Source organism: Avibacterium endocarditidis (assembly GCF_002921145.1).
Lineage (GTDB): Bacteria > Pseudomonadota > Gammaproteobacteria > Enterobacterales > Pasteurellaceae > Avibacterium > Avibacterium endocarditidis.
Genome location: NZ_PQVI01000139.1, coordinates 1 through 25,061 on the forward strand (window position 1 = coordinate 1; position 25,061 = coordinate 25,061).

At 41.9% G+C, this 25,061-nt stretch carries 26 protein-coding genes and 3 pseudogenes; 17 read left to right on the forward strand and 12 right to left on the reverse strand.

Annotation, left to right across the window (positions count from 1 at the left end; all coding sequences use genetic code 11):
• The first annotated feature begins 296 nt into the window (after positions 1–296).
• The 3 genes from C3Z13_RS10180 to C3Z13_RS12740 are packed head-to-tail and all read left to right on the forward strand — an operon-like array spanning position 297 to position 1,471.
• A complete protein-coding gene (locus C3Z13_RS10180) occupies positions 297–701 on the forward strand; it encodes a YgjV family protein (protein ID WP_425427473.1) in 405 nt (134 codons plus the stop codon).
• A gap of 36 nt (positions 702–737) precedes the next feature.
• Positions 738–1,220, forward strand: coding sequence for a sugar-binding protein (locus C3Z13_RS12735; RefSeq protein ID WP_103855841.1), 483 nt, complete (start codon positions 738–740; stop codon positions 1,218–1,220).
• A complete protein-coding gene (locus C3Z13_RS12740) occupies positions 1,172–1,471 on the forward strand; it encodes a sugar-binding protein (RefSeq protein ID WP_181022052.1) in 300 nt (99 codons plus the stop codon). Before C3Z13_RS12735 ends, C3Z13_RS12740 begins: the two co-directional genes overlap by 49 nt.
• Before the next feature lie 44 nt (positions 1,472–1,515).
• Here C3Z13_RS12740 and purA read toward each other — a convergent pair whose 3' ends face one another.
• On the reverse strand, positions 1,516–2,814 hold the full coding sequence (gene purA / locus C3Z13_RS10195; protein WP_103855843.1) for an adenylosuccinate synthase: 1,299 nt from the start codon (positions 2,812–2,814) through the stop codon (positions 1,516–1,518).
• A gap of 242 nt (positions 2,815–3,056) precedes the next feature.
• Here purA and C3Z13_RS10200 point away from each other — a divergent pair, with 242 nt between their 5' ends.
• Together C3Z13_RS10200 and C3Z13_RS10205 are read left to right on the forward strand one after the other, a co-directional pair.
• The gene (locus C3Z13_RS10200) at positions 3,057–4,070 is read left to right on the forward strand and encodes a YeeE/YedE family protein (protein ID WP_103855844.1); all 1,014 of its coding nucleotides are present in this window, start codon (positions 3,057–3,059) and stop codon (positions 4,068–4,070) included.
• Between the two features lie 21 nt (positions 4,071–4,091).
• The gene (locus tag C3Z13_RS10205) at positions 4,092–5,468 is read left to right on the forward strand and encodes a rhodanese-like domain-containing protein (protein WP_219827914.1); all 1,377 of its coding nucleotides are present in this window, start codon (positions 4,092–4,094) and stop codon (positions 5,466–5,468) included.
• 125 nt (positions 5,469–5,593) lie between these two features.
• Here C3Z13_RS10205 and aroA read toward each other — a convergent pair whose 3' ends face one another.
• From aroA to serC, 3 genes and pseudogenes are all read right to left on the reverse strand, one after another.
• Positions 5,594–6,886, reverse strand: coding sequence for a 3-phosphoshikimate 1-carboxyvinyltransferase (aroA, locus tag C3Z13_RS10210; RefSeq protein ID WP_103853286.1), 1,293 nt, complete (start codon positions 6,884–6,886; stop codon positions 5,594–5,596).
• A 7-nt stretch (positions 6,887–6,893) separates the two neighbouring features.
• A complete protein-coding gene (gene hisC / locus C3Z13_RS10215; RefSeq protein WP_103855845.1) occupies positions 6,894–7,994 on the reverse strand; it encodes a histidinol-phosphate transaminase in 1,101 nt (366 codons plus the stop codon).
• A gap of 74 nt (positions 7,995–8,068) precedes the next feature.
• Positions 8,069–9,152 (reverse strand): annotated as a pseudogene (gene serC, locus C3Z13_RS10220) (3-phosphoserine/phosphohydroxythreonine transaminase).
• Positions 9,153–9,373: 221 nt separating this feature from the next.
• Between serC and C3Z13_RS10225 the strand changes: the two are divergent.
• A complete protein-coding gene (locus C3Z13_RS10225) occupies positions 9,374–9,736 on the forward strand; it encodes a DUF496 family protein (RefSeq protein WP_103855846.1) in 363 nt (120 codons plus the stop codon).
• Positions 9,737–9,766: 30 nt separating this feature from the next.
• Here the strand turns inward: C3Z13_RS10225 and C3Z13_RS10230 are convergent, their stop codons facing one another.
• A complete protein-coding gene (locus tag C3Z13_RS10230) occupies positions 9,767–10,510 on the reverse strand; it encodes an epoxyqueuosine reductase QueH (protein WP_245872635.1) in 744 nt (247 codons plus the stop codon).
• Between the two features lie 24 nt (positions 10,511–10,534).
• The gene (ispB, locus tag C3Z13_RS10235) at positions 10,535–11,506 is read right to left on the reverse strand and encodes an octaprenyl diphosphate synthase (protein WP_103855862.1); all 972 of its coding nucleotides are present in this window, start codon (positions 11,504–11,506) and stop codon (positions 10,535–10,537) included.
• A gap of 240 nt (positions 11,507–11,746) precedes the next feature.
• Between ispB and rplU the strand changes: the two genes are divergently transcribed.
• The 4 genes from rplU to cgtA all read left to right on the forward strand — a co-directional run bounded on the left by rplU (position 11,747) and on the right by cgtA (position 14,626).
• A complete protein-coding gene (rplU, locus tag C3Z13_RS10240; protein WP_103853280.1) occupies positions 11,747–12,058 on the forward strand; it encodes a 50S ribosomal protein L21 in 312 nt (103 codons plus the stop codon).
• 20 nt (positions 12,059–12,078) lie between these two features.
• Positions 12,079–12,336: a 50S ribosomal protein L27 gene (gene rpmA / locus C3Z13_RS10245; protein ID WP_103853279.1), complete on the forward strand. Its 258-nt coding sequence runs from the start codon at positions 12,079–12,081 to the stop codon at positions 12,334–12,336.
• Between the two features lie 188 nt (positions 12,337–12,524).
• Positions 12,525–13,445, forward strand: coding sequence for a DMT family transporter (locus C3Z13_RS10250; RefSeq protein ID WP_103855847.1), 921 nt, complete (start codon positions 12,525–12,527; stop codon positions 13,443–13,445).
• 8 nt (positions 13,446–13,453) lie between these two features.
• The gene (gene cgtA, locus C3Z13_RS10255; RefSeq protein WP_103855848.1) at positions 13,454–14,626 is read left to right on the forward strand and encodes an Obg family GTPase CgtA; all 1,173 of its coding nucleotides are present in this window, start codon (positions 13,454–13,456) and stop codon (positions 14,624–14,626) included.
• Positions 14,627–14,662: 36 nt separating this feature from the next.
• Here the strand turns inward: cgtA and C3Z13_RS10260 are convergent.
• Positions 14,663–15,474: pseudogene (locus C3Z13_RS10260) on the reverse strand (hypothetical protein).
• A gap of 145 nt (positions 15,475–15,619) precedes the next feature.
• Here C3Z13_RS10260 and C3Z13_RS10265 point away from each other — a divergent pair.
• The 3 genes from C3Z13_RS10265 (at position 15,620) to lysC (ending at position 19,112) form a co-directional block, all read left to right on the forward strand.
• Positions 15,620–16,291 (forward strand): trimeric intracellular cation channel family protein, encoded by a 672-nt coding sequence (locus C3Z13_RS10265; protein ID WP_103855849.1) that lies wholly within the window; start codon positions 15,620–15,622, stop codon positions 16,289–16,291.
• Between the two features lie 21 nt (positions 16,292–16,312).
• A complete protein-coding gene (gene proA, locus C3Z13_RS10270; protein ID WP_103855850.1) occupies positions 16,313–17,569 on the forward strand; it encodes a glutamate-5-semialdehyde dehydrogenase in 1,257 nt (418 codons plus the stop codon).
• A 184-nt stretch (positions 17,570–17,753) separates the two neighbouring features.
• Complete coding sequence (lysC, locus tag C3Z13_RS10275) at positions 17,754–19,112, forward strand: lysine-sensitive aspartokinase 3 (RefSeq protein ID WP_103855851.1); 1,359 nt, start codon at positions 17,754–17,756, stop codon at positions 19,110–19,112.
• Positions 19,113–19,196: 84 nt separating this feature from the next.
• Here lysC and rapZ read toward each other — a convergent pair whose 3' ends face one another.
• The 5 genes and pseudogenes from rapZ to lptC form a co-directional block, all read right to left on the reverse strand.
• Positions 19,197–20,054, reverse strand: coding sequence for an RNase adapter RapZ (gene rapZ, locus C3Z13_RS10280; RefSeq protein ID WP_103855852.1), 858 nt, complete (start codon positions 20,052–20,054; stop codon positions 19,197–19,199).
• A gap of 22 nt (positions 20,055–20,076) precedes the next feature.
• Positions 20,077–20,649 carry a PTS IIA-like nitrogen regulatory protein PtsN gene (gene ptsN / locus C3Z13_RS10285; protein WP_103855853.1) on the reverse strand — a complete coding sequence of 191 codons (573 nt, stop codon included), beginning with the start codon at positions 20,647–20,649 and terminating at the stop codon, positions 20,077–20,079.
• A gap of 3 nt (positions 20,650–20,652) precedes the next feature.
• Positions 20,653–21,378 carry an LPS export ABC transporter ATP-binding protein gene (gene lptB / locus C3Z13_RS10290; RefSeq protein ID WP_103855854.1) on the reverse strand — a complete coding sequence of 242 codons (726 nt, stop codon included), beginning with the start codon at positions 21,376–21,378 and terminating at the stop codon, positions 20,653–20,655.
• Positions 21,379–21,387: 9 nt separating this feature from the next.
• Positions 21,388–21,899, reverse strand: a pseudogene (gene lptA, locus C3Z13_RS10295) (lipopolysaccharide transport periplasmic protein LptA).
• Complete coding sequence (lptC, locus tag C3Z13_RS10300) at positions 21,883–22,458, reverse strand: LPS export ABC transporter periplasmic protein LptC (protein WP_103855855.1); 576 nt, start codon at positions 22,456–22,458, stop codon at positions 21,883–21,885. Before lptC ends, lptA begins: the two are co-directional and overlap by 17 nt.
• Before the next feature lie 295 nt (positions 22,459–22,753).
• On the opposite strand from lptC, the gene mlaF reads away from it, so the two are divergent.
• From mlaF to C3Z13_RS10320, 4 genes are all read left to right on the forward strand, one after another.
• Entirely contained in the window at positions 22,754–23,554 is an 801-nt protein-coding gene (gene mlaF, locus C3Z13_RS10305) for a phospholipid ABC transporter ATP-binding protein MlaF (RefSeq protein WP_103855856.1), read from the forward strand.
• Positions 23,544–24,329, forward strand: a complete 786-nt coding sequence (mlaE, locus tag C3Z13_RS10310; RefSeq protein WP_103855857.1) for a lipid asymmetry maintenance ABC transporter permease subunit MlaE — start codon at positions 23,544–23,546, stop codon at positions 24,327–24,329. Before mlaF ends, mlaE begins: the two co-directional genes overlap by 11 nt.
• Before the next feature lie 81 nt (positions 24,330–24,410).
• Positions 24,411–24,590, forward strand: coding sequence for a hypothetical protein (locus tag C3Z13_RS10315; RefSeq protein ID WP_103855858.1), 180 nt, complete (start codon positions 24,411–24,413; stop codon positions 24,588–24,590).
• Positions 24,587–24,874 carry a plasmid stabilization protein gene (locus C3Z13_RS10320; RefSeq protein WP_103855859.1) on the forward strand — a complete coding sequence of 96 codons (288 nt, stop codon included), beginning with the start codon at positions 24,587–24,589 and terminating at the stop codon, positions 24,872–24,874. Before C3Z13_RS10315 ends, C3Z13_RS10320 begins: the two co-directional genes overlap by 4 nt.
• The last annotated feature ends 187 nt before the right edge of the window (positions 24,875–25,061 follow it).

Here is a 25,061-nt window from a genome sequence, read left to right on the forward strand (position 1 = left end):
GGCGTGACGCAGAGAAGATACATAGAAAAAGAGCGGTCTATTTTAGACCGCTTTTCTTATTTGAAACATTAGTTTTGAAAAATGTTAGATCAAGATCACAAAATCAAAACTTATTCATAGACAGAACGGATATTCTAGTTTAAAATTCAATTTTGTTTGGCTAGATATAAGTTTATAGAATATTAATTAATACATTTTATGCTAGACAATATTATAAACATTCCACAATTACTCGGTATTTTGGCTTTTATATTAGGAGTAATTGTTTTTACCAAAAGAATGATAAAAAGCTCAAAATTGTGATGTTGATTCAAAATATCACCTATATGAGCCATTTTATTTTATTAGGTGCAAATGTAGCGGCATTAAGTTCGTTACTTTCCACCTTAAGAACGGCAACATCTATTTATGTTTCATCAAAATATATTGCCTTCTTTTTTGTTTTATTAGGGATTATTTTTGGCTATGTCATTGCAGATTCCGTTTGGCAGGTTTTCCCAATTATTGCCTCAACCATTGGAACAATTTCATTATTTTTATTAAAAGGCATTCCAATGCGTTTATTTATGTTAATCGGCTCGGCTTGTTGGCTAACAAATAATATTTTAGTGGGATCTTTAGGTGGCGTGTTATTAGAAAGCACGGTTATGGTGGTAAATACCATCACTATTATTCGTTTAATGCGTCAAACTTATAGATAATGATTCATTTCATCTTTAATTCATAGGAGGATTTTTATGAAGAAATTATTAGTTGCAACACTTTTCGGTGCATTATTTTCAATGAATGCGGCAGCAGAAGCACCAGCTAAGAGCTATAACGTGGCATTTGAATCACAAGCGCCAGTGTTAGATGGTAAGCTTGATGAAGCCGTGTGGGGCAAAGTGCAAGGGGTAACGGATTTTGTTAATCCTTGGGAACAAGCGCAAATGCCAAAAACAGAATTTAAGGCGTTTCATGATGATCAAAATTTTTATTTCTCTTTTGATGTAGAAGATCCGAATGTTTTAATTTATGACACCACCGATCACGAATGGATGGTTGCGCGTGAAGACCGTGTAGAATTATTTATGGCACCAGGCGAAATTGATAAACAGCAAGCAGATGGAAAATATCCCAAAATATGTTGCTTTAGAAATGGATTACAAAGGCCGCACATTATCAATGTTGCGTGGATGTTGAAAAAAATATTAATGCAGAATGGGATCCAAAAACCCTAGAAACCGTGGGCGTCCGCACAGAAAAAGGTTATACCCTTGAAGGTAAAATTGCGCTCAGTGAATTAAAAGAACATAATTTAATTCAAGGCAATAAAATTCGCGCAGGGGCTTATCGTGCGGAATTTTCTATTATTAAAGGAAAAGGCAAAGAACAAGCAAATTGGATTACTTGGGTTGATCCAAAAACCGAAAAACCAAATTTCCATATTAATTCTTCATTCGGTGAATTTGTGTTGGAGCCGAAGAAATAAAATATAAAAATAAGCCTCTGTTTATAGACAGAGGCTTATTAGTTTTATTCAGCAAACGGATCGCGTAAAATCATTGTTTCAATGCGATCTGGGCCAGTTGAAAGAATATCGACCGGTACACCCGTTACTTCTTCAATGCGTTTAATATACTTGCGCGTGTTTTCTGGCAATTTATTCACATCGGTTACGCCAAAAGTGCTTTCTTTCCAGCCAGGGAGGGTTTCATAAATAGGCTCAACGCCTTCCCAATCTTTTGCCGCGAGCGGAGCAAATTCAGCGATTTCGCCATTTGGCATTTTGTAGCCGACACAGATTTTGATTTCATCAAAACCATCTAGCACATCAAGTTTAGTCATACAGAAACCAGAAATGGAGTTCACTTGAATGGCACGGCGCATTGCCACGGCATCAAACCAACCGCAACGGCGTGGACGGCCAGTTACTGCACCAAATTCATTCCCTTTGCGTGCAATTTCAGCGCCCACATCATCAAATAATTCTGTTGCAAATGGGCCACCACCAACGCGGGTGCAATAGGCTTTGATGATCCCTAGCACATAATCAATATGGCGTGGGCCAAAGCCAGAACCTGTGGAAACCCCACCAGCTGTAGTATTTGAGCTGGTTACATAAGGGTAAGTGCCTTGGTCAATATCAAGCATTGTGCCTTGTGCGCCTTCAAATAGAATGTTATCGCCATTTTTGCGTGCAACATCAAGAATCGCGGTAACATCAGCAACCATTCTGGTAATAATTGGTGCGACTTCTTTCACTGCCGCTAAGGTTTTTTCGTAATCAATCGGCTCAACTTTGTAATAATGCTCAAGTTGGAAGTTGTAGTAATCTAAAATATTTTTGAGTTTTTCAGCGAAACTTTCAAGATCGAAAAGATCGCCAACACGCAATCCACGGCGCGCCACTTTATCTTCATAGGCAGGGCCAATACCACGGCCGGTTGTACCAATGGCTTTTTTGCCCAATGCAGCTTCACGAGCGTGATCCATTGCAACGTGATAAGGCAAAATTAATGGACAAGCTTCTGAAATTAGCAAGCGATCGCGCACATTGATGCCACGCCCTTCTAATTCGCACATTTCTTGCATTAAGGCTTCTGGTGAAAGCACAACACCATTACCGATTAAACAGGTGACGTTTTCACGCAAAATACCCGATGGAATCAGACGTAACACGGTTTTTTCACCGTTAATAATCAGGGTATGCCCTGCATTGTGTCCGCCTTGATAACGCACTACATATTTTACGCGATCCGTTAATAGATCAACGATTTTCCCCTTACCTTCATCGCCCCATTGAGCGCCTAAGATAACAACACTTTTTCCCATAGATTCCGCCTTGTATGCTGAGTTGTAATGAATGAAGAAACAGTGGGTTACTTTACTATTTTATGTGTGTAATCTCAATGGAAAATCTATTTTTCTTTTTGATCTTCCTCATTGAAAGTGCGGTTAAAAATGGGGAATTTTTTGTGATTTCGCACAGAAAATCAGATTTAATAAATTGAAAATTTTCGTAGGCTATGCTTTAATTCAGGCACTTCCCAAATAATCGTATTAAGGTTTAATCGATGTATTCAGGTTTTCTTATCGGCCTATTGTTTGGCTTTTTGTTACAACGTGGGCAATTCTGTTTTGTGTCTGGCTTTCGGACGCTTTATACACAAAAAAATATCCTTTTGACCGCACTTTTTATTGCCATATCGATTCAATCTGTGGGATTTTTTACCCTTGTGCAGTTTAATCTCATCACTATTCCTACAAGCCAGTTGCCTATTTTCGCCACGCTGTTAGGGGGATTGTTGTTTGGTATCGGAATGAGTTTGGCGAATTGCTGTGGTAGCGGTGCGTGGTTTCGTAGTGCTGAAGGGGCAGTGGGGAGTTATTTGGCGTTGCTGAGTTTTGCCCTTACAATGGCGGCCACGCAATCGGGAATTTTAAAATATCAAATTAATGCCCTGTTAGAAAATCCTATCTCGTTGGATAATATTTATCTCACTTTCAATCTTTCCCCTTGGATTTGCGTGATTTTGCTAATTTTTATTACTGCACTTTTGCTTTATTACTATATTAAACACCCGCGTTATCAATTTCCGCAAGAGCCTAGTGCCGCGTTGATTTTGCCTAAAATTTTTGCCCGCACTTGGCACCCTTTTCTCACCGCCGTAGCCATCGGATTGTTAGGCATTGTAGCGTGGTGGTTGAGTGCAAAAACAGGGCGAAATTTTGGTTTTGGCATTTCTGTGCCTTCTGCTAATGTGGTGCAATATGTGGTAACAGGGCAGCAGCGTTACTGGAACTGGGGAACGCTTTTTGTGCTAGGCATTCCACTGGGGGCGTTGCTGAGCGCTAAATTAGCAGGCGAATTGCATTGGCGTTTCCCTGAGCCGAAAGGCGTGTTGCAGCGTATTTTGGGCGGTGTCGTAATGGGCATTGGCGCCGCTTTAGCAGGCGGTTGTACCGTAACCAATGCGTTAGTTTCCACCGCCTATTTTTCTTGGCAAGGCTGGCTAGCAACCTTGATGATTATGCTGGGTTGTTGGCTAACTTCTGTTGTTATCAAGCCCACAAAATGTGGCGTTTAACTTTAGTCAAAAGGAAATCTTATGAAAATGAAACCCATCTTATTGGCGGTCGCTGTGAGCGTGGCGTTGTCTGCTTGTGATGATCGCACGGTGAAAGTGATTGATACCCCAGAATTGCTCAAGCAGCTTGAGAATCCTGATTTTGTTATTGTGGATACAAGGCAAGACAGTTTATATAACGGTTTCAAAGATAAAAACGCCACAAGGGGCGGACACATCAAAGGGGCAGTGCAATTTAGCTGTGATTGGATTGGCAATATTCAACCTGAAAAATTTGAATCTTTTGTCGAAGGGAAGGGGATTACCAAAGAAAAGAATCTGGTTTTTTATGATAGCAATGCCGACAATTTAGATTGCGTTACCGCCGAGTTCGCCGCAAAAGGCTACAAAGTTCATCGTTTTAACGATTTTATCAGCTATGTCAATGCGGATTATCCGCTGGAATCCTTTGCGAATTTCCAATATAGCGTTTCGCCACAATGGGTGAATGCGGCATTAAAAGGCGAAAAACCAGAAACCTTAACCAATGACAAAGTAATGCTGTTTGAAGTGTCTTGGGGCAGTTTGGAAAATGCTAAATCTTACACCCAGCACATTGTGGGCGCTTACCATTTTAATACGGATTGGGTGGAAAACGATCCCGTATGGAATTTGTCCTCCCCTGACGTGATTGAGCAGAACTTGCTAAAAAATGGCATCACAAAAGATAAAACCGTGATTTTATATTCCGACAACCAGCTCGCCGCCTACCGCATTTTCTGGGCGTTAAAATGGGCTGGCGTGGAAGATGTTCGCGTGCTAAATGGTAATCTTGGCACTTGGGTGGACGCAGGTTTACCAACGGAAACGCAGGTCAATATTCCGCAGCCTGAACGCGAATTTGGCACAAAAATTCCGGCCAATCCACAAATTGATATTGTCACGCCGCAGCAGGTTATCGATGCGCAAAAACAAGGCTTAAAGCTGATCAGTAACCGAGCGTGGGACGAATACACTGGCAAGATCAGCGGCTATGATTATATCCTCGGCAAAGGCGAACCGCAGGGCGCAATTTGGGGCTTTGCTGGCACAGACTCTTCCAACTTGGCAGATTATTACGATCCAGATAACACCTTGCGCAACCCAAATGAGATCTTTGCCTTATGGCAAACGCAAGGCATTCACAAAGGGGATAAATTGGCGTTTTATTGTGGCACGGGCTGGCGTGCTGGCGTTTCTTGGTTTATCACCCAATTGGCAGGTTGGCAAGATACGGCAATTTATGACGGTGGTTGGAATGCGTGGCAAATGGACAGCAAATACCCTGTACAAAAAGGTGCTCCCAATAACCAAAGCAAGCCAGATAGCCAAAATGATTTCGGCAAAGTGATGAAGAAAGGGAATTCTTGCAAAAGCTAGCCATAAAAAAATGGAAAATCTGAAATAAAAAATGTGCGAAAAAACCACCGCACTTTTAATTTCATACGAAAAATAAACCCCGAGGCAAACACCTTGGGGCTTTTTTTATCTAGGATATAAAAACATCATTTTGCAATCTTCCCAAACTCCGCAAAAAACGTTGGGAAAGTTTTCGCGGTGCATTTAGGATCGAGAATGGTTACCGGGGTGTTGGAAAGTGCTACAAGGGCGAAGCACATTGCCATTCGGTGATCGTTATAGGTTTCGATTTCCGCTGGTTGGAATTGGTCTAACGGCAGCGGTTGAATACGAATGTAATCTTCGCCCTCTTCCACTTCTGCGCCGATTTTGCGTAGCTCGGTGGCCATTGCGCTAAGGCGGTCGGTCTCTTTTACGCGCCAGTTATAAATATTGCGGATCACGGTTTCCCCATCGGCAAAAAGCGCGGTGGTGGCAATGGTCATTGCGGCATCGGGAATATGGTTCATATCCATATCAATGCCTTTGAGATTGCCTTTTTCTGCTTGAATGAAATCTTCTCCCCAAGTGATTTTCGCACCCATTTTTTCTAGTACATCGGCAAATAAACGATCCCCTTGAATGGAGTTTTTGCCAATGCCGGTAACTTTCACTTTTCCTTTAATGGCGCCTGCAGCAAGGAAATAAGAGGCGGAAGAGGCATCGCCCTCCACTAAATAGCGTTTGGGCGAAATGTAACTCTGGTTGCCTTGTACAAAGAACGTGCGGTAGCCATCATTACGCACGGTGACGCCGAAATCTTTCATCATTGCAAGGGTGATGTCAATGTAAGGTTTGGAAACCAGATCACCGATGATTTCAATTTCCATATCCCCTTCTGCAAGTGGCGCGGCCATTAAAAGTGCGGTCAAAAATTGCGAAGAAATTGAGCCGTCAATTTGCACTTTTCCGCCTTTTAAACCGCTATTTTGAATGGCAATGGGCGGGTAGCCTTCATTTTCTAAATAGCTAATATTCGCGCCAACTTGACGTAATGCGTCCACCAAATGCTTAATTGGACGCTCTTTCATTCGCGGTTCACCCGTTAAAATGATTTCCGCAGGCACTTCCCCTTTTAAGCATAATGCGGCACTCAAAGGTCGCATCGCCGTTCCCGCGTTGCCAAGATAAAGGGATAAACCGCCTTGCCATTGAAATGCCCCGCCCACGCCTTCAATTTTGCATTCACGCTTATCTTGTGAAAGCTGATACTTTACGCCTAAGGCTTGTAAAGCGTTGAGCATATGGCGAATGTCATCGCTGTCGAGCAAATTTCGCACCTGTGTTGTGCCTTTGGCAAGCGCGGCTAATAACAAGACGCGGTTGGATAAACTTTTTGAACCAGGGAGATTAATTTCCCCTTCCACAAACGAAATAGGTTGTAGCGTTAATTTTTCCATATTCCCTTTAGCCCTTATTTAATACATTCAAAAGTGCGATGAAAAATTTATCATTTTCTTCAGGCAGACCAATGCTCACGCGTAGATGATTTGGCATTCCATAACCTGCGATTGGACGCACAATCACGCCCTCACGCAATAATTGTTCATAAATAGGCTGCGCTGGGCGTTTAAAATCAATGGTGATGAAATTGCCTTTGGACGGAATATATTCCAGCTGATGTTGCTGGCAAAATTGTTCATAGCGTTGCATTTCAGTGCGGTTGTTTTCTGCCACTTTTTCGATGAAAGCATCGTCTTTCAGCACTGCCACAGCTGCGGAAAGTGCCAGTACGTTGCAGTTAAACGGCTGACGCACACGGTTTAATAAATCCGCAATTTCAGGGTTAGACACCGCATAACCAATACGCAATCCTGCCAATCCATAGGCTTTGGAAAGGGAACGAGAAATAATTAGATTCGGATATTTTTTCGCAAGGGCAAAGGAATCAATGCGTTCTTCGGGACGAGTAAATTCTGTATAGGCTTCATCAAGCACCACAATGATATGGGCTGGCACTTGCGCTAAAAATTGTTCAATTTCTTGTTGGGAAAGGAAATTTCCCGTTGGATTATTCGGGTTCGCAATGAAAATGAGCTTGGTTTTGTCATTGATCCCTTGCAAAAAGCCGTCTAAATCGTGTCCCCAATTTTTGGCAGGGATTTCTCTTGCCACCGCATTAATGGCTTTGGTAACCAGCGGGTACACAATAAAGGCGTATTGCGAATAAATAATTTCATCTTTTTCACTCGCAAAGGTGTGAGCAAACAATTCCAAAAGATCATTTGAGCCATTGCCAAGGGTGATTTGCTCTGGTTGCACACCAAATTTCTCGGCGATTACGGCTTTTAACTCAAAACCGTTGGCATCGGGGTAACGGGTTAAATGGGGCAACTGTGCTTGGATCGCTTCAATGGCACTTTGCGGAAAGCCAAAAGGGTTTTCATTTGAAGCGAGTTTTACAATATTTTGAATGCCCAACTCACGTTCTAATTCTTCAATGGGTTTTCCCGCTTGATAAGGGGAGAGGGATTTCACGCCCTCATTTGCAACATCAATAAATTGCATTGTAATTCCTTGTGTTGATATTTCAGTTTATTTGCTTGCGATTACATTCATAATCAAACGTGTTATAAAAAAGATCAGCGATTTTCGGCAGCAAATTTTTCCATAAACGCAATTAAGGCTTTTACTCCTTCAATCGGCATTGCGTTATAAATAGACGCACGCATTCCGCCAATCACCTTATGGCCTTTTAAGGCTTGCAAGCCTGCTTCAGTGGCTTGGCTAACAAACTTCATATTCAGTTCATCGTTGCCCGTGGTAAAAGTAACGTTCATTAAAGAGCGGTTGTTTTTCGCCACAAAATTATGATAGAAATCGCTTTGATCTAAATAATCGTAAAGCAGCTGTGCTTTTTCTTGATTGCGTTTTTCCGCCGCTTTTTACGCCACCGCGTTCCAGCAAATATTTGAACACCAAAGAACACAAATACCACGCAAAGGTTGGTGGCGTGTTGATCATCGAATCGCTATTGGCTTGCACTTCATAATTCCAAATAGATGGTGTGGCTTTGCGTGCTTTGCCGATTAAATCTTCACGCACGATCACAATGGTGATGCCTGCTGGGCCAAGATTTTTCTGCGCACCCGCATAAATAATGCCAAACTGGTTAATATCCACTTCGCGCGAAAGAATATTAGAAGACATATCTGCCACTAATACCGCATTGCCCACCTTTGGCACATCAAAAATTTCCACCCCACTGATGGTTTCATTTGGGCAATAATGCACATAATCATACTGATCGGCAATATCGCTGAAGTCAAGGCGATCCACTTTTAATTCGGCACCTTCGGATAAAATATTGATCTCATCGACTTCACAGAATAAACGGGCTTCTTTAGCTGCTGTCGCCGACCAATGACCACTGGTTAAATATAAGGCCTTGCCTTTTTCACCAATTAAATTCATCGGCACAGCGGCAAATTGTCCGCGCGCACCACCTTGTAAAAAGAGAATTTTGTAATTATCAGGAATATGATAAAGCGTGCGGAAATCTTTTTCTGCTTGGGTAATCAGTTCCATAAACAGCTTACCGCGGTGGCTCACTTCCATAACTGAAGTGTGCTGACCTTGCCAGTTTAATAATTCTGCTTGCGCTTGTTCTAACACTTCGCGCGGCATCATTGCAGGCCCAGCGCTAAAATTAAATACCTGTGTCATTTTTCGTTCCTAATTATGATGGTTGTGTAAAAAGAATTTGTTAGTTTTATCACCTCAAGGGAGGCGGATCAACCGCTTTTATTTAATTCAGAAAAATTTTTGATTTTCCCCACAAAAAATGGCGGAATACTTTGACGAAAAAAGCAAAAAAGACTACATTAACTCACGCAATGGCGTTTTCGCCCACTGAATTTATGTTAATCCCACTAGAGAGTTAAATTATGGAAACTGTGAATAAACAATCTTTCCAAGATGTCTTGGAGTATGTGCGTATGTATCGTTTAAAAAACAAATTATTGCGTGATATTGATGACAATAACCGCAAAATCCGTGACAACCAAAAACGTGTACTTTTATTAGACAATTTAAACCAATATATTCGCGATGATATGAGCGTGGAAGACATTCGCGTAATTATCGAAAATATGCGTGATGATTATGATACGCGCGTGGACGAATATCGTATCCGCAACGCTGAACTCGCCACCCAACGCCGTGAAATCAGCGCGAAAATGAAAGAGCAGAAAAAAGCGCACGCTGAACAACGCGACGAAAAATTAACCATATTGAACAAAAGGGAATGATAAATCATTCCCTTTTACTTATGTATTCAATTAATCGTTGGTGTAATACAATTTACCAATTTCGATTTTTTGTCTGCCGTTCGCTTCGCGCCATTTGTTGGTATCGCGCAAGGAATAAACGCAGCCGCAATATTCTTGTTGATAGAAACGTTCGCGTTTGCTGATTTCGATCATTCGTTGTGAGCCACCGCCTTTACGCCAGTTGTAATCCCAATATTCCACATCATCATATTTTGCCGCCGCGCGGTGTCCGCAGCCGTTAATTTGGTTCATATCTTTCCAGCGAGAAATGCCTAAACAGCTCGTAAACACGGGGAAACCATTTTCGTGCGCATATTGTGCGGCTTTTTCAAAACGCATATCAAAGCACATTGTGCAGCGAATGCCACGTTCTGGCTCGTTTTCCATTCCTTTCGCACGATCGAACCAGTTTTGCCGATCGTAATCTGCGTCAATAAAAGGAATACCAAATTTTTCTGCAAAGCGGATATTTTCTTCTTTACGGATTAAATATTCTTTTAATGGGTGAATATTCGGATTGTAGAAGTAAATGGTAAATTCAATGCCAGAGGCCAAAATGGCTTCCATCACCTCACCCGAGCAAGGGGCGCAGCAAGAATGGAGCAGCAATTTTTGGTGTCCATTTGGCAAGGTTAATTTTTCACGCACAAAAGGCGCATTCGGATCTTTTTTCGCTTTACGCGAAGTGCGGTGCGATTTTTGCGAAAATTCCACCGCACTTTTGTTTGTTTCGTGATTGGTTTGTTGTTCCATAATCAATAATAGCTAAAAATAAAATTAGGTTGTTCTATCCACTGATAAATAAGCCAAAGAAATCAGTGCTTGTTTATACTCACTTTCAGGCAAAATGGCAATGGCATCAATGGCTTTTTGTGCTTCTTGGCGCGCGCGGTCGATCGTGTATTCAATGGAGCCATATTGTGCCATTATGGCAAGCACGTCATTTAAAATTTCACGTTGGCCGCCTTGTTCAATGGCGTTGCGAATAAGCTGGCGTTGGCTTTCATCACCGCTGTGCATTGCGTGTAATAATGGCAAGGTCGGTTTGCCTTCAGCGAGATCATCACCAATATTTTTGCCTAAGGTTTGCGCGTCAGCTTGATAATCCAATACATCATCAATAAGTTGGAATGCGGTGCCGAGATAGCGTCCGTATTGTTGCAATGCTAGCTCTTGCGCTTCGCTCCCCCCTGCGACAATGGCGGAACACTGCGTTGCGGCCTCAAATAAACGTGCAGTTTTGCTATAAATAACACGCATATAGCTTTCTTCTGTGGTATCAGGATCGTTCATATTCATTAATTGTTGAACTTCCCCTTCCGCAATCACATTGGTGGCATCAGACATTATTTTTAAAATTTTCAGCGAGTTAGTATCCGTCATTAGCTGAAAAGAACGAGTATAAATGTAATCGCCCACCAGCACGCTGGCCGCATTGCCGAATTCACTATTGGCCGTGGGTTTGCCGCGGCGCATTTCTGATTCGTCCACCACGTCATCGTGCAACAAGGTTGCTGTATGGGTAAACTCAATGAAAGTGGCACAATTAATATGCTCTTCCCCTTGATAACCCAGCGCATTGGCGGCCAACACGGCAAGCATCGGGCGAATGCGTTTGCCACCACTTTGAATTAAGTAATAGCCCAGCTGATTAATCAGCGGTACGTCAGAATTAAGCTGCGCCAAAATTTTGGCATTAACTTTCTGCATATCCTCATTGATGAGCATTTGGATTGCATTTATATCCATAAGATTGCGTTTATCTATCATCGTGAATGTGTTTATTATTGCCTAAAGTGCGGTTGATTTTACCTGATTTTCTTGGCTTTCTGAAATCAAACCAGCGTAAATCTAACTTTTTTTTATTTTTATTGCAAAATAAATTCTTGCTATCGGGTTTGTTTTTCCGTAGAATTTGCGACCTATTTATATGAATTTTGATGTGCTAAATGAATTAAACATTAAAGCACAATGTATAGCGGAGTATTTATGTACGCAGTTTTCCAAAGTGGCGGTAAACAACACCGAGTAAGCGAAGGTCAAGTTGTTCGTTTAGAGAAACTTGAAGTTTCAACTGGCGAAAGCGTTGAATTCGACTCAGTGTTAATGGTCGTTAATGGTGAAGATGTTAAAATCGGTGCGCCAGTTGTAGCTGGTGCGAAAGTAGTGGCTGAAGTGGTTTCACACGGTCGTGGCGATAAAGTGAAAATCGTTAAATTCCGTCGTCGTAAACACAGTCGTAAACAACAAGGTCATCGTCAGTGGTTCACAGAAGTGAAAATCACTGGGATTCAAGCATAATTTCAGAGGAGATCAAGTAGATGGCAACTAAAAAAGCTGGTGGTTCAACTCGTAACGGTCGTGATTCTGAAGCTAAACGCCTTGGTGTTAAACGCTTCGGTGGCGAATCAGTATTAGCAGGTAGCATTATCGTTCGTCAGCGTGGTACAAAATTCCACGCAGGTGCTAACGTAGGTATGGGTAGAGACCACACTTTATTCGCAACTGCTGATGGTAAAGTAAAATTTGAAGTTAAAGGCGAGAAAAATCGTAAATACGTTAGTATCGTAGCTGAATAATTTTACAAATAAACAGAATAAAATGCCTCACAGTTTTGTGGGGCTTTTTTGTTATTAGCCTATATAATCCACATCATTTAAAAAATTTTGCGTGCTAATATAGAAATTGCCAAAGCTGCCCCCATATACCAATTTCAACCGCGTAAAAGATAAAAAGAGAATATCGCCCAGATTAAGGAGGAAATGTAATGAAACAACAACCCCTATTAGGATTTACATTTGCCTTAATCACCGCAATGGCTTGGGGTTCACTGCCTATTGCTTTAAAGCAAGTGTTAAATGTAATGACACCACAAACGATTGTTTGGTATCGCTTTATTGTAGCCAGTTCCGCCCTACTGCTATTTTTAGGATTAAGCAAAAAATTGCCTAAGCTCTCACAGCTTAACCGCTATTATGTGGGCTTGTTAGTTTTTGGCATTATCGGGCTTTCAGGCAACTTCTCTTTATTTAATACCTCATTACAATTTATTGAACCCTCGGTCGCACAGATTTTTATCCACCTTTCTTCCTTTGCGATGCTGATTTGTGGCGTGATTATTTTCAAAGAGCGGTTAGGTTTACACCAAAAAATTGGACTGGTGATTTTAATTATTGGTTTAGGGCTATTTTTTAATGACAAGCTCGGCCAATTTACCCAGCTGAATGGGTATTTAATCGGGGTATTATTAAGCGTTTGCGCCGCCTTAATTTGGGTTGCTTATGGGTTGGCACAAAAATTGATGTTACGCCAATTCACGGCACAACAAGTGCTATTAATGTTTTATTTTGGTTGTGCAATGGTCTTTACGCCCTTTGCACAGGTTTCACAAGTACAGGGGCTAAGTGGTTTAACCTTAGCTTGTTTTATTTACTGTTGTTTAAATACATTGATCGGCTACGGCGCTTATGCCGAAGCCTTAAACCGCTGGGAAGTGGCAAAAGTGAGCGTAGTTGTAACGCTGGTGCCATTATTTACCATTGCCTTTTCCCATTTGCTCCACGCAATCGATCCACAAGATTTTTCTGCGCCAGATCTCAACAACCTAAGCTATATTGGCGCATTCGTGGTGGTACTTGGTGCAATGTTCTCAGCAATTGGACACAAATTTATAAAGAATAAGAAATAGGAGAAAAAATGAAGTTTATTGATGAAGCCTTGATTCGCATTGAGGCTGGTGATGGCGGAAACGGTTGTGTGAGCTTCCGCCGCGAAAAATTTATCCCGAAAGGCGGACCTGATGGCGGTGATGGCGGTGATGGCGGCGATGTGTATCTTGTTGCCGATGAAAACCTTAACACCCTGATCGACTACCGTTTTGAAAAACGTTTTGCCGCAGGACGTGGTGAAAATGGCCGCAGCTCAGACTGCACAGGACGCCGTGGTAAAGACATCACACTAAGAGTGCCAGTAGGAACGCGTGCGATTGATAACGACACCAAAGAAATCCTCGGAGATTTAACCAAACACGGTGCCAAAATGCTGATTGCCAAAGGCGGCTATCACGGTTTAGGCAACACCCGTTTTAAATCTTCGGTAAACCGTGCACCACGGCAAAAAACTAACGGCACGCCCGGGGAAAAACGCGATCTATTATTAGAATTAATGCTACTCGCAGACGTAGGAATGTTAGGCTTACCAAATGCTGGTAAATCCACCTTTATTCGTGCTGTTTCTGCGGCGAAGCCAAAAGTGGCAGACTACCCTTTCACCACCTTAGTGCCAAGTTTAGGGGTAGCTCGCGTGGGTGATAATCGTAGCTTTGTGGTGGCTGATATTCCTGGGCTGATTGAAGGCGCGGCAGAAGGGGCAGGATTAGGTATCCGCTTCTTAAAACACTTGGAACGTTGTCGAGTGCTGCTTCACCTTGTGGACATCAATCCTATTGATGGTAGCGATCCTGCAGATAACATTGCCATTATTGAAAGTGAGCTTTTCCAATATAGCGAAAAACTTGCCGAAAAAAACCAATGGCTGGTGTTTAACAAAATCGACACGATGTCTGATGAAGAAGCACAAGAACGTGCTAAAGAAATCGTTGAGCGCGTGGGCTGGGAAGGTGATTATTATTTAATTTCCGCCGCTACGGGTAAAAATGTTGAACCACTTTGCCGTGATATTATGGACTATCTAGATGCCCACCCAAGGGAAGATGAGAAAGAACCTGAAAATCCAGAAGAAGTGAAATTCAAGTGGGACGATTATCACCAAGAACAACTTGCTCAAAATCAATTTGATGATGAAGATGACGATTGGGACGATTGGTCAGATGAAGATGATGAAGGCGTAGAAATTATTTATAAACCATAACAATAAGGGCAGAATTTTCTGCCCTATTTTTTATCTTTATCTAGCAATCAAACTAAAATTCGCCCAAATAGGCAAACTCAAAGCGATGAAAAAGAGCAATGATAATGTTGGATAACTCAATTTAGTTTTCGTCAAAATCGGCAATGCAATGATTGCCACTAGCACCAAATGTAAGAAGAAATAAAGCCCCAAGGCAAATTCGTTAGAAAAACTACCGCACTTTGATGTGCAAGGTAAATTAATACCGTAGATAAAATGCCATTTAATAATAAGAAAATCATCATCACAAGAGGCAATAGGGCGATGAAACCTTGCAAGCGGTTTTTCGCAATCACCAAAAAGAGATTTGCCAGAATCACGCCCATAAAGAGTTGCCCGAAGAAATTGTAAGGTAGCAAAGCAAGCCAAGGGAGTTGTAGAAAAATCAAGGAATAGACAATCACACCAAGCCCACCTAACAATGCCCCCAATAATAAAATAGATTGACGTAACTGCGTATCTGTAGGCTGAAACCAAATTGCCAGTGAAAGCCCGATACCGCACAGGCTCACCATATCCGTCAGCACATAATGATAATTTGAGAATAAACTTAGCAGCAGCCAAAATCCCCAATAAACGAACAAATAGCCATTGACCTTGACCAAACGCCCTCGTTGCCCGTTACAAATTTGTCCTTTATGAAACACCAGTACACATAATAATTGCGTCGCAAGCACCGCTAAGCTCAAATGAGAAATGGCTTTGGGTTGCCCTTGCAAAAATAATGCAAAGCTATCCACCAAAATTAACAAACAAAGTGGAATGGCGCTTAACATAAAAGTGAAAGATTTAGATTGGCTTTCTGACATAATTTTTCCTTTTTATCCAAATAGGTGGCACATTATGCAGAAATTTAAAAGTGCGGTCAAAAATCTATGAATTTTTCTCCTTGTTATAGGGCATATTCCCCCCTAAAATAATAAAAATTTTCACCGCACTTTAATGAAGGGATCTATGCTACTGAGCATTTTGTATATTGTGGGTATCACCGCCGAAGCGATCACAGGGGCATTAGCCGCTGGACGTGAAAAAATGGATATTTTCGGCGTGGTTATCATCGCCTCAATGACTGCCATTGGCGGTGGTTCGGTACGTGATGTGCTGCTCGGGCATTATCCCCTTGGTTGGGTGAAAAATCCTCATTACTTTATTATTGTTGCCAGCGCCGCAGTGCTAACAGTGGTGATCGCGCCATTCATTCGCCATTTTATGCGCTATTTTCGCACCATTTTCTTAGTGCTAGATGCCTTAGGGCTTATCGTATTTTCCATTATCGGCACGCAGATTGCGTTAGATATGGGGCATAGTTTTATTATTGCGATTATTGCTGCCATTATCACTGGTGCATTTGGTGGCGTGCTGCGGGATTTGCTGTGCAACCGCATTCCTCTTGTCTTTCAAAAAGAGCTGTATGCCAGTGTTGCATTGCTGGCGGCAAGTATTTATATTGGCTTGCTTCAATTGAATATTAATCACAATATCGTGATCGTGGTGACCCTCGCTTGCGGTTTTACCATTCGCTTGCTCGCCATTCGTTTTGAGTGGCATTTGCCAGTGTTCGATTATCAAGAGCAGGAAATCGCCGAAAAGCAAGCCGATGACAAACTGCCGAAAAAAATCAAATAAAAATTAAAATAAGGATAAACAATGACGAATTTAGTAGAAATGGGTAAACAAGCCAAACAAGCGGCTTTTGTGTTGGCGCAATGTAGTGAGAAAGAAAAAAATCACGCGCTTCAATGTATCGCCGATCAATTAGAACAACAAGCTGATCGCATTTTGGCGAAAAATGAAAAAGACATTCAAGCCGCTCAACAAAATGGTTTGTCAGAAGCCTTGATTGATCGTCTATTGCTTACGCCTGAACGGCTACACGCCATTGCCCAAGATGTTCGTCATATTATTTCTCTGCCCGATCCAGTGGGTAAAATCATTGACGGCGGCACCTTAGACAGTGGATTAAAAATTGAACGTGTGCGCGTGCCTTTAGGCGTGGTGGCAACCATTTATGAAGCGCGACCAAACGTAACCATTGATGTTGCTAGCTTATGCTTAAAAACAGGCAATGCGGTGATTTTACGCGGCGGCAAGGAAACGCAACATTCCAACAAAATTTTAGTTGAAGTGGTGCAACAAGCCTTATTACAAGCTAATTTACCGCAATACGCCGTGCAAGCCATTACTGATCCAAACCGCGATTTAGTGATGCAATTAATGAAACTGGATCGCTATGTGGATATGCTTATTCCAAGGGGCGGTGCGGGCTTACATCAGCTTTGTAAAGAAAATTCCACCATTCCTGTGATCGTTGGGGGTGTGGGCGTATGCCATACTTTCGTGGAAGAAAGCGCCGATTTAAATCGTGCCTTAGCGGTGATTAGCAACGCTAAAACACAGCGCCCAAGCACTTGTAATACCCTTGAAACCTTGTTGGTGCAAGAAAGCATCGCCGCGCAATTTTTGCCAATGTTGGCGGAATTTAGCCAATCGAAAATAAAATTTCACGCAAATTCCACCGCACTTTCTATTTTAAGCGATTCGGGGGCACAAGTTGTGCCATTGCAAGAGCAGGATTTACAACAAGAATGGGGTTCGCCTGATCTCAACGTGGTGATTGTCAAAGATATTGATGAAGCGGTGGCCTTTATTAATCAATATGGTACGCAACATTCTGATGCGATCTTAACCAGCTTGCAACGTCTTGCGCAACAATTTATCAATCAAGTGGACAGCGCGGCGGTGTATGTCAATGCAAGCACTCGTTTTACTGATGGCGGGCAATTTGGCTTAGGCGCAGAAGTGGCGGTGAGTACACAAAAACTCCATTCTCGCGGACCAATGGGATTAGAAGCGCTAACATCTTACAAATGGGTGGGCGTAGGGGATTATTTAGCGCGTCCTTAATTCCTTAGTGAGAAATTGAAAATTATTCGATTATTCGGGCTAAAATTTTATAATATCAAAACGTCATTTTAAAAATGACGTTTTTATTTAATTTTATAAAATAATATTTGACAATGTTTAATGAAATCGTTATTTCTAGGGCATTCTAATACAACATCATTGATTTTTATAGGAAGGTAAAACTATGTCAACTCTCTCTGTGGCAAAATTCGGTGGAACTAGCGTTGCAAATCATAGCGCAATGAGCGCTTGTGCAAATATTGTAACGGCAGATCCTAATACGCGTGTGGTGGTGCTTTCTGCTTCGGCAGGTATCACCAATTTATTGGTTGCGCTTGCTAATGGCAAAGACGCAGAAGAACGCGCGAAACTCATCGCAGAAGTACGTCAAATTGAAGAAGCGATTTTAGCTGAGCTTAAAGACGACAGCGAAGTGCGGGCAAAAATTGAAGAAATTTTAAAACATATCGAAAGCTTGGCTGATGCCGCAAGCGTGGCTGCTTCACCGGCTTTAACAGACGAATTGATCTGCCAAGGGGAAATGATGTCCACCTTGCTTTTCGTTCAAGTGTTAAAAGAGCTTGGCGCAAAAGCCGTTTGGGTGGACGTGCGTACCATTGTGGCAACCAACAGTCATTTCGGTAAAGCCGCGCCAGATGACGAGCAAACGCAGAAAAATAGCGATGCGCTATTAAAACCGATTCTTGCTCAAGATAACGACACAATGATTATCACGCAAGGCTTTATTGGACGCGATCCACAAGGCAAAACCACCACCTTAGGGCGTGGCGGCAGCGACTATTCTGCGGCACTTTTAGCCGAAGTATTAAACGCCAAAGATGTATTAATTTGGACGGACGTAGCCGGTATTTACACCACCGATCCACGCATTGTGCCAGCAGCACAACGCATTGACACAATGAGCTTTGCGGAAGCCGCAGAAATGGCAACGTTCGGGGCGAAAGTGTTACACCCAGCAACCTTGCTTCCAGCGGTTCGCAGCAATATCCCTGTGTTCGTAGGATCAAGCAAAGCCCCACAAGATGGCGGTACTTGGGTAACCAAAGATCCACAACCACGTCCAACCTTCCGTGCAATTGCATTACGCCGCGATCAAACTTTGGTAACCCTTTCTAGCCTTAGTATGCTACACGCACAAGGTTTCTTAGCAAATGTGTTCAATATTTTAGCGAAACACAAAATTTCTGTGGATACCATCACCACTTCTGAAGTAAGCGTCGCACTCACTTTAGACAAAACAGGATCTGCTTCATCAGGCGCGGAAATGCTCTCGCCAGAATTGCTCGCGGAATTAAGAGAAGTGTCTAGCGTGAAAGTGGATACAGGCTTATCTTTAGTGGCATTGGTGGGTAATGATCTGCATATCACCGCAGGCATCGCAAAACAAATTTTCGATACCCTAGAAGCCTACAACGTAAGAATGATCAGCTACGGCGCAAGCACTAACAACATCTGTATGTTAGTCCAAAGCGAACAAGCTGATGATGTGGTCAGAGCGTTGCATTTGAATTTGTTTGAATAATACAAAAAAGAAGGCGGAAATTTTTCCGCCTTTTTAGTTTCAACTCAAATTACCTTTGCTGTTCGGCAAACTAAGATCATTGAATTACATTTTCTTTAAACTTTCCAATGATTTATGCTGAATTAAAACATTTTCCCCTTTGGCTTGGAAATATTCACCGATTTGTTGGGCAATGTAAACGGAGCGGTGTTTGCCGCCGGTGCAGCCAATGGCGATGGTGAGATAGCTGCGGTTATTTTGTTTTAACATTGGCAGCCAGGTTTCAATGTAATTGCGGGTGAGATAAATAAAGTGGTTCACTTCATTATGTTTGTTGAGAAAATCCATTACAGGCTGTTCTAACCCTGTCATTGGGCGTAGCTCTGGGTTCCAGTGAGGATTAGGCAGAAAACGCACATCAAACACATAGTCTGCATCGAGCGGAATGCCATATTTAAAGCCAAAAGATTCGACGATAATTTTTAATTCTTTTTGGGTATGCCCGAGCAAAAATTCACGCAAGCGTTCTGCTAACTCGTGGGTGGAAAGATGGGTGGTGTCAATAATTAAATTGGCGGCATCAATCAGTGGCGTGAGATATTGCTGTTCCGCATCAATGGCCGCTTCAAGGGAAAGGGAATCAACGGAAAGCGGGTGCAGACGGCGTGAATCGCTATAACGCTTGATTAGCGCATTGCGTTCACTATCCAGGAAAATAATTTTTACCTGATGATGTTGTTGCAGTTGCTCAAGGCTGTGTTCCAGTTCTGCGTTTGAAGAAGGAAGATTGCGAATATCAATGCTAATGGCAACAGAGGATTGCTTTTTCGCCAAAATTGTTGCCAGCTCAGGCAGCAGGGTGACAGGGAGATTATCCACACAATAGTAGCCAATGTCTTCTAAGGCACGCAAGGCAACAGATTTGCCTGCACCAGAACGTCCGCTAATAATGATGATTTCCATCTGATTTCCCCCTGAATGATTGTTACTGTTCTGTTTCTACCGCTTGCTCATTCTGTGTATTTTCTTGTTCGGCTTTTGGCTCGCTTTCTTGTCCGCTTTGCTGCTCAGCGTCTTGTTCGTCATCAGAATGATTATCAGCATATTCAAAAATTTGCCAAATTTCCTCCGCACTTTTTGCTGCTCTTAACTGCTTGCAAAGGGATTTATCTAGCAATTTTTCCGCTAATTCAGGTAACACGGATTGAGAAAATTCGCCACAAGCTTCAGAAGGAATGAGTAAGGCAAAAATTAAATCCACATCACGGTGATCGGCGGCTTCATAATCAATCGGCGTGGCAAGTTGCAAAAACACGGCAATAGGTTTATCGCCTGTATGCAAACGCCCTTTGGGCATTGCTACGCCATTACCTAAGCCTGAATTACCCAGCTTTTCACGGTTAAATAAGCAATCAAAACTGCTGTGTTCAGGATCGTCTTCGCCGTGGATTTGATCCGCCACAATGCGGCTAATGGTTTCAAAAACACGTTTTTTACTTGAGCAAACCAGTCCTTGGCGAATATTTTCAGGACTCAGTAATTGGGTAAATTTAGTCATAAGTTATAGTTTAAATTCTTCACCGAGATAAACCCGTTTCACCTGTTCGTTATTCATCACTTCTTCAGGTGTGCCTGTGGCGATCATTTTCCCTGCACTTACAATGTAAGCACGCTCGCACACATCAAGGGTTTCACGCACATTGTGGTCGGTAATTAGCACACCTAAACCACGATCGCGCAGATCCATAATAATCTTTTTAATGTCAATCACAGAAATGGGATCGACCCCAGCAAAAGGTTCATCTAATAAAATAAATTTAGGATTCGCAGCTAACGCACGGGCAATTTCAACACGGCGGCGTTCCCCACCAGAAAGGGATTGCCCTAGGTTATCGCGAATATGGCCAATGTTAAATTCTTCGATTAATTCTTCCGCTCTTTCGCGGCGTTGTTGTGCATTGAGATCGTTACGAATTTCTAGCACCGCCATTAGGTTATCGTACACGCTTAAACGGCGAAAAATAGACGCTTCTTGCGGCAAATAGCCCACGCCTTTTCTGGCGCGATCGTGCATTGGCAGTAAGCTAATATCTTCATCATCAATGCGAATTTTGCCCTCATCTTGTTGCACCAAGCCCACAACCATATAGAACGTGGTGGTTTTGCCCGCGCCATTAGGCCCAAGCAAGCCCACAATTTCATTTGATTTCACGTTTAAACTCACATCAGAAACCACTTTGCGGCTCTTGTAGCTTTTGGCTAAATGTTCTGCATAAAGCGTTGGCATAAGGCTATCCTATTTCTTTTTACTGTTTAATTGCGCAGGAATTAATACGGTTTTAACACGAGATTTGCTTGAACCTGAGGCTTTTAGCTGTTGTTTTTTCACATCATAAGTGATTAGTTGCCCTGTGATTTTGCTGTCTAGCTGTTTTAATTCTGCATTGCCCGTTAAGGTTAAAAATTCTGTACCAAGATCGTAATGCACTTTATTCGCTTTGCCGTCCACTGGTTTGCCATCATCTAATAATTGATGAAAGGTAACAGGACGGCCATAGGCATCTACGGTTTCTTTTTGTTGGAATTTTCAGGTGGACGCGTAATCACCACTTTATCTGCTTTAATCAAAATAGAACCTTGGGTGATCACCACATTATCGGTAAAGGTTACCGTTTGGTTTTCCATATCCAAGGATTGATTGTTGGATTCAATGTTAATCGGTTGATTGGTATCATCTTTTAAGGCAAAAGCTGACATTGAAGTCATAAGTGCGGTAAAAAATAAAAGAGATTTACTTGTTAATTTCATAGTGGGTTTTCACCTGTTCTGCTAAGGTTGCAATTTGTTGTTTTAAGTTACCAGTTAATTTGGCGCCGCTTGATGTAAAATTCAAGCCAGTAATGGTGGCCATTGTATCAGAGTGAATATCTTGCGTCTTTAAATTTACCGTAGCTCGTTCGGTATCCACGCGTTGCAGACGCGAATCGCTCAAGAGGCTTTGCACAAATACATCGCCTTCTAAATATAAAAGATTATCTTTCGTTAATTTGGCATTTTTAGCACTGATTTTCCAACTCTGTGTGCCTAAGGTTTCATCTTGCACATCATAAAGATAAACCACAGGATACTGAAAATCTGTGTTTCCATTAGACGCATAGTGTTCAACTTTGTTTGCGATAGCAAAATATTGTTTTTCCCCTGTAGGTGAATAGACAGTCGTTTGCATTTTCTCCCCAACATATTCAGGGCTATCTTCTGATTTGATCAAGCCGGCAAGCTTTTCAGAATCACTCTGCTGAAGGCTATAAAACCAAGCGAGTAATGCAAGGACAATCACCGACAAAACAATATTCCAACGAATATTCATAGTTTGAATGGCTCATTTTTTCAAGATTAATTAAGTGCGAAATGATAGCATAATTTTACTAAAAGCAAGAACAATTCCGTGTAAATAGAAGTGCGGTGTAAATTTTTACAATTTTTTACAAAGTCTGTTTTCGCCGAAATTCCACGAAAAAAGCGCTGAGTTTACGTCTTTTTATTGTATTTTCAGCTTAACGCATCATAAAACCAATGAATAAAATAGGAAAACAGTCTTTGACATTCTGTTTGCATCGCATATCATTGCCACATTTTGAACAACACTGGTGAATAAGCGTGCTATGACTCGTTCTTTTGTAGAAGTAAAAAATCTCACCTTTAAACGTGGTGAGCGTGTCATTTATGATCGCCTGAATTTACGCGTTGAACAGGGAAAAATCACTGCCATAATGGGGCCGTCAGGGATTGGGAAAACCACCTTGTTGCGTCTTATTGGTGGGCAACTTTCACCTGATAGCGGAGAAATTTTGGTCGATGGTAAGGATATTTGTCAAATGTCCCGTGCAGAGCTTTATAAATTGCGTCAGCGCATCGGAATGCTCTTTCAGTCAGGCGCATTGTTTACCGATATGTCCACCTTTGATAACGTGGCGTTCCCTATTCGCGAACATACCAATTTGCCAGAACAATTAATCCGTGAAATGGTATTGATGAAGTTGCAAGCGGTGGGGTTACGCGGTGCAGCGGATTTAATGCCCTCTGAATTATCTGGCGGTATGGCAAGGCGTGCAGCTTTAGCACGAACCATTGCCCTTGACCCTGAATTAATTATGTATGATGAGCCATTTACGGGACAAGATCCTATTAGTATGGGCGTAATTGTGAGCCTGATTAAACGCTTAAATCAAGCGTTACAGCTCACGTCTATCGTGGTTTCTCACGATGTACAAGAAGTGCTAAGTATCGCCGATTATGCCTATATTATTGCGGATAAAAAAGTGATTGCTGAAGGAACGCCAGCCGAATTGCTCGCTAGCCAAGATCCACAAGTGCAACAATTTATTAAAGGTGAAGCAGACGGCCCTGTGCGTTTCCATTACCCAGCTGGCGATTATGTTCAGGAGTTATTTGATGATAAGTGAGATGATTTCCGCCTTGGGACGCAGTGCCATCAATTTTTGCAAGGGCATTGGGCGTTCAGGTTTTATGCTATGGGGCGCATTAGTCGGGCAACCACAAATTAGAAAGCATTTTCCATTGCTGATTAAACAGCTTTATGTCTTGGGCGTGCAATCTTTACTGATTATTATGCTTTCAGGCTTGTTTATTGGTATGGTGCTTGGGCTACAAGGCTATGTGGTGCTAGTGGATTTTTCTGCTGAAACCAGCCTTGGGCAACTGGTTGCCCTTTCCTTATTACGCGAGCTAGGCCCTGTGGTTACCGCATTATTATTTGCAGGCCGAGCAGGATCTGCGCTAACCGCAGAAATTGGTTTGATGAAAGCCACCGAACAGCTTTCTAGCCTTGAAATGATGGCGGTTGATCCGCTGCGCCGCGTGATTTCGCCACGTTTTTGGGCGGGCGTGATTGCAATGCCGATCTTATCCATTATTTTTATCGCCATTGGTATTTGGGGTGGCTCATTGGTGGGGGTTGATTGGAAAGGCGTGGACGCAGGCAGTTTTTGGTCAGTAATGCAAAACTCAGTGAGCTGGAAAACCGATATTCTCAATGGCTTAATTAAGAGTCTATTTTTCGCCATTGCCGTGGTATGGATTGCTCTGTTTAATGGTTATGACAGCATACCAACTTCCGAAGGCATCAGCAAAGCCACCACCAAAACCGTGGTCAATGCTTCCCTTGTGGTACTTGGGCTAGATTTCGTTTTAACCGCGATAATGTTTGGTGGGAGTTAAAGTCTTTCTAGTGTATAAATAATGATATGCTTACTGTGCAATCAGGGATATGATTAACAATGAACTTGCAAAGGAGGACATATGGAACTTGTGCTAAAAGGTGAGAAAGAACTCAAAAAACGGTACAAAGCTAAAAATAGCTTTTATACGGTAGATGAAATAGATTTACTTTACAAATTAGAAAATGGTCTTGTTGAAACCAAATCGCAGGATCAAGTTATGGAAAATTTGCGTCATCGTTTAGGGCTAACTGAAAAATGATGAAGTTTGATTACAACATCGTTTGGTATAGTGTTGCTGAAAATAAATTGCTCAAGCAAGCAGACTATATTTTGCAAAAATCCCAAAATCCGATTATTTCTGAACAGTTTTATGATGCAATTAAAAGTGAAGTAGATAAATTGTCTTATACTGCGGATATTTACAAATTTCGTAAGCGAAAAGAAATCCCAATTTTAAATGGTAAATATCAAGTGAAATTTCTTATTGGTATTGAAAATGTTTATATTGTCGATTTCAAAGCAGCTTGGCAGAATGCTTATTAGCAGAACAATATTTGGTATATGTAGTTAATAGTTTATAAATTATGAAGTAACCAATGCGATTATTTCATTTCATTAAAAAACAGCACAAAATAAAGTGCGGTGTAAATTTAAGGTATTTTTATGCGACAAACAGCAAAGTATGAATTTTGGGTAGGGTTATTTTTATTGCTTGCCATTGGCGCTTTTG

Bases quoted from the DNA above. Each gene is read 5' to 3' on its own strand.
- C3Z13_RS10250 (WP_103855847.1), top strand. From the start codon at position 12,525: ATGAAACAACAACCCCTATTAGGATTTACATTTGCCTTAATCACCGCA.
- C3Z13_RS10225 (WP_103855846.1), top strand. From the start codon at position 9,374: ATGGAAACTGTGAATAAACAATCTTTCCAAGATGTCTTGGAGTATGTG.
- C3Z13_RS10315 (WP_103855858.1), top strand. From the start codon at position 24,411: ATGGAACTTGTGCTAAAAGGTGAGAAAGAACTCAAAAAACGGTACAAA.
- lptC (WP_103855855.1), bottom strand. From the start codon at position 22,458: ATGAATATTCGTTGGAATATTGTTTTGTCGGTGATTGTCCTTGCATTA.
- purA (WP_103855843.1), bottom strand. From the start codon at position 2,814: ATGGGAAAAAGTGTTGTTATCTTAGGCGCTCAATGGGGCGATGAAGGT.
- C3Z13_RS12735 (WP_103855841.1), top strand. From the start codon at position 738: ATGAAGAAATTATTAGTTGCAACACTTTTCGGTGCATTATTTTCAATG.
- C3Z13_RS10200 (WP_103855844.1), top strand. From the start codon at position 3,057: ATGTATTCAGGTTTTCTTATCGGCCTATTGTTTGGCTTTTTGTTACAA.
- lysC (WP_103855851.1), top strand. From the start codon at position 17,754: ATGTCAACTCTCTCTGTGGCAAAATTCGGTGGAACTAGCGTTGCAAAT.
- C3Z13_RS10320 (WP_103855859.1), top strand. From the start codon at position 24,587: ATGATGAAGTTTGATTACAACATCGTTTGGTATAGTGTTGCTGAAAAT.
- C3Z13_RS10205 (WP_219827914.1), top strand. From the start codon at position 4,092: ATGAAAATGAAACCCATCTTATTGGCGGTCGCTGTGAGCGTGGCGTTG.
- rplU (WP_103853280.1), top strand. From the start codon at position 11,747: ATGTACGCAGTTTTCCAAAGTGGCGGTAAACAACACCGAGTAAGCGAA.
- hisC (WP_103855845.1), bottom strand. From the start codon at position 7,994: ATGCAATTTATTGATGTTGCAAATGAGGGCGTGAAATCCCTCTCCCCT.
- lptB (WP_103855854.1), bottom strand. From the start codon at position 21,378: ATGCCAACGCTTTATGCAGAACATTTAGCCAAAAGCTACAAGAGCCGC.
- cgtA (WP_103855848.1), top strand. From the start codon at position 13,454: ATGAAGTTTATTGATGAAGCCTTGATTCGCATTGAGGCTGGTGATGGC.
- ptsN (WP_103855853.1), bottom strand. From the start codon at position 20,649: ATGACTAAATTTACCCAATTACTGAGTCCTGAAAATATTCGCCAAGGA.
- mlaF (WP_103855856.1), top strand. From the start codon at position 22,754: ATGACTCGTTCTTTTGTAGAAGTAAAAAATCTCACCTTTAAACGTGGT.
- C3Z13_RS10230 (WP_245872635.1), bottom strand. From the start codon at position 10,510: ATGGAACAACAAACCAATCACGAAACAAACAAAAGTGCGGTGGAATTT.
- proA (WP_103855850.1), top strand. From the start codon at position 16,313: ATGACGAATTTAGTAGAAATGGGTAAACAAGCCAAACAAGCGGCTTTT.
- C3Z13_RS10265 (WP_103855849.1), top strand. From the start codon at position 15,620: ATGCTACTGAGCATTTTGTATATTGTGGGTATCACCGCCGAAGCGATC.
- mlaE (WP_103855857.1), top strand. From the start codon at position 23,544: ATGATAAGTGAGATGATTTCCGCCTTGGGACGCAGTGCCATCAATTTT.
- rpmA (WP_103853279.1), top strand. From the start codon at position 12,079: ATGGCAACTAAAAAAGCTGGTGGTTCAACTCGTAACGGTCGTGATTCT.
- aroA (WP_103853286.1), bottom strand. From the start codon at position 6,886: ATGGAAAAATTAACGCTACAACCTATTTCGTTTGTGGAAGGGGAAATT.
- rapZ (WP_103855852.1), bottom strand. From the start codon at position 20,054: ATGGAAATCATCATTATTAGCGGACGTTCTGGTGCAGGCAAATCTGTT.
- ispB (WP_103855862.1), bottom strand. From the start codon at position 11,506: ATGGATATAAATGCAATCCAAATGCTCATCAATGAGGATATGCAGAAA.